The following is a 2,809-nucleotide window of genomic DNA, read 5'->3' as shown; positions in this document are numbered from 1 at the left end:
GTCGCCTTCATCGACGGCCTCGTGGGCCTGGGCATGGCCGGGGAGGGCAGCCACGCGCCCGGCGAGACGGCGGACCTGAAGAGCCTCGACCGCCAGGCCAAGCGCGCGGCGCTGCTGATCACGCGGCTCTCGAAGGAGCCGCGTCCCAGGCGCTAGTCGAACCGCTTCGTCAGCGTCACGCCGTAGGTGCGCGGCGCGTTGAAGACGCGGTAGCCCATGCCGATGCCGTTGTCCGTGACCTGCGCGACGTAGGCCTTGTCGCCCAGGTTCTTGGCCCACACCGCGACTTCCCAGCCGGACGCCGAGGAGAGCGAAGCGCGGGCGTCGAACAGCCAGTAGTCGTCGGCCGAGAGGTAGGCGGTGTTGAGCGCCTCCTTGAACACCTCGTCGGAATAGTGCGCGCCGCCCTGGATCGCTGCGGTCCAGTCGCCCATGACCTGCCATTCGTAGCGCGCCTGCAGGTTGAGGGTGAGGTCCGGCGCGTTCGGCAGCTTGTTGCCTTTGGGCACGATGATCGGCCCGGCCGGCCCCGCCGTGAGGAAGCTGCCCAGCTTGGTGTCCAGCACGCCCAGGCCTGCGCTGAGCGACAAGCCGTCGACCGGCAGCCAGACCGCCTGGATGTCCAGCCCCTTCACGGTGGCCTTGTCCACGTTGCCCAGCTTGATCAGCGAGACCGCGCCGACGTTGGTGAAGGTTTGGGTCTGCAGGTCCTCGTAGTCGTACCAGAAGGCGCTGGCCTCGAGCGAAAGGCTGCGGTCGAACAGACGGGCCTTGAAGCCGACCTCGTAGTCCGTGAGCTTCTCGGGCGCGTACGGCGCCAGCGCGAAGCTGGACGTGGTGATGCCGTTGAAGAAGCCGCCGCTCTTCACGCCGCGGGCGACCAGGGCGTAGAGCAGCGTGTCCTCGCTGGGCTTGAAGTTCAGACCCGCCCGCCACGACCAGTTCTTGTCGCTGACGCCGTCGTCGATGAACGACAGCTGGGTCTGGCCGGGTCCGGGCGCACAAGCGCCGACCGCCAGGCACAGGAATGACAGGCCGAAGGGGTTCAGGTCGCGGGTGCCGCCGACGTAGTCGCGGTCCTCGTCGGTGTAGCGGGCGCCGGTGACCAGGGTCAGCTGGTCGGTGATCTTCCAGTCGGCCTGGCCGAACAGGGCGCGGCTCTTCGTTTCCTGATCGGCGGTGATCAGGACGTCGGTGTTGAAGATGTCCCGGAGCGTACCCGGCGAGAAGGTCCGCACCCGGTCCCACGAATAGTAGGCGCCGACGATCCAGCTGACCCGGCCCGCTTCGCCCGACAGGCGCACCTCCTGGCTGAACTGCTCGACCTTGTCGTTTTGGTCGAACTCGGCGTCGTTCGTCGGGCCTGCGTCGGCGTCGATGTGGAAGCTGCGCTTGAAGTTGATGTAGCCGGTCACGGCCGCCAGCTTGGCGAAGCCCAGGTCGGCGTCGATGCGCCCCGTGCCGTTCCATTGGCTGACGCGATAGGGCGCGGGACTGCCCCAGTCGCCCTCGAACTTGTCGCGGGTCGTGTCGGTGTAGCCGTGGCTGTTCACGCAATGCGCGGGGTTGGCGAAGTCGGGGCAGGGCGATGCGTTGGTCGAGAGCGTCCCGAAGAACTTGCCCACGCCGATCTCGGACCGATTCTTCTCGACCTCGAACTTCAGGCGGGCCGAGAACCGGTCGTCGGGCTTCCACAGCATCTGGGCGCGGCCCAGGAGGATGTCCTGTTCGCCGAGGTCGCGGGCGAGCGTGCGGGAGTACCAGAAGCCCTCGCCCTGGTTCACGGCCTTGCCCGACAGGCGGAACGCGAGGCTCTCGCCGGCGGCGATGTTCGCGGCGCCCTCGGCCTCGAAGCGGTCGTAGTTGGCGGCCGATGCGGTGACGTAGCCCGAGTGACCCGACAGCGACGGCGCCGCCGACAGGATGTTGATCGCGCCGGCCGTCGAGTTGCGGCCGTAAAGCGTGCCCTGCGGCCCCTTCAGCACCTCGATCCGGTCGAGGTCGAAGAAGTTGAAGTCCATCTGGGCGAACGAGGCCAGGAACACCTCGTCGACGTAGAGCCCGACGGTGGAGTTGTTGGTCGATGAGAAGTCGTTCAGACCGACGCCGCGCACGGTGACGATCGCCTGCGCGCCGGGGATGTTCTCCTTGACGTCGACGTTGGGGACCTGAGTCGCCAGGTCGGTGGGATCGCTGACCCGCGCCGTGCGGATCGCCTCACTGTCGAGGCTGGCCACGGAGGCCCCCACGTCGATCAGCCGCTGCTCGCGCTTCTGGGCGGTGACGACCAGCTCTTCGATCATGGTCTGGCCGACGGCGGGCGCCGCCACGGCCAGGGTGAGCAGGCTCGCGCCCGAAAAGGCCGCCAGACGCCCGATTCCGCCGATCCTCATGTCGTCCTCCCCCTCGGACGATCTGGCTTTCAAGCCGGATTTTACGTCCAAGTATGCAATCAGAACGACACGTCAATCATGGCTTGTCAATGAATTTGACATCCGAGTATGTTGTCCAAATCGGACGTCAGGAGTCGTGGGTGGCGAAGTCTGCGAAGACGCAGGGCGGGGGACGGCGCGGCAAGCGCGACGCGGTGCTGGACGCCGCTGCGCGCCACCTGAACGCCCGCGGCGTCTCCAACACCTCGCTCGGCGAGATCGCCGCCAGCCTGGGGGTCTCGCGGGCGGCGCTCTACTACTACATCGAGGACAGGGACGACCTGGTCTTCCAGTGCTACCGGCGCGCCTGCGAGGCCATGGCGCGCGACCTGGGCGCCGCCGCCAAGGCGGACGGCGCGGGCCTCGACCGCCTGCTC

Annotated in this window: 2 protein-coding genes; one reads left to right on the top strand and one right to left on the bottom strand. The window is 67.7% G+C overall.

Annotation, left to right across the window (positions count from 1 at the left end):
• Positions 1–152 precede the first annotated feature (152 nt).
• Positions 153–2,393, bottom strand: coding sequence for a TonB-dependent receptor (locus VGD44_RS21975; RefSeq protein WP_331090515.1), 2,241 nt, complete (start codon positions 2,391–2,393; stop codon positions 153–155).
• Positions 2,394–2,533: 140 nt separating this feature from the next.
• On the opposite strand from VGD44_RS21975, the gene VGD44_RS21970 reads away from it, so the two are divergent.
• A partial coding sequence (locus tag VGD44_RS21970) for a TetR/AcrR family transcriptional regulator (RefSeq protein ID WP_331090514.1) occupies positions 2,534–2,809 on the top strand: 276 nt, incomplete at its 3' end.

Source organism: Phenylobacterium sp., from assembly GCF_036402295.1.
Taxonomy (GTDB): domain Bacteria; phylum Pseudomonadota; class Alphaproteobacteria; order Caulobacterales; family Caulobacteraceae; genus Phenylobacterium.
Note: the sequence above shows the minus strand (reverse complement) of the source record. Positions and strands in the feature narration are given on the sequence as shown.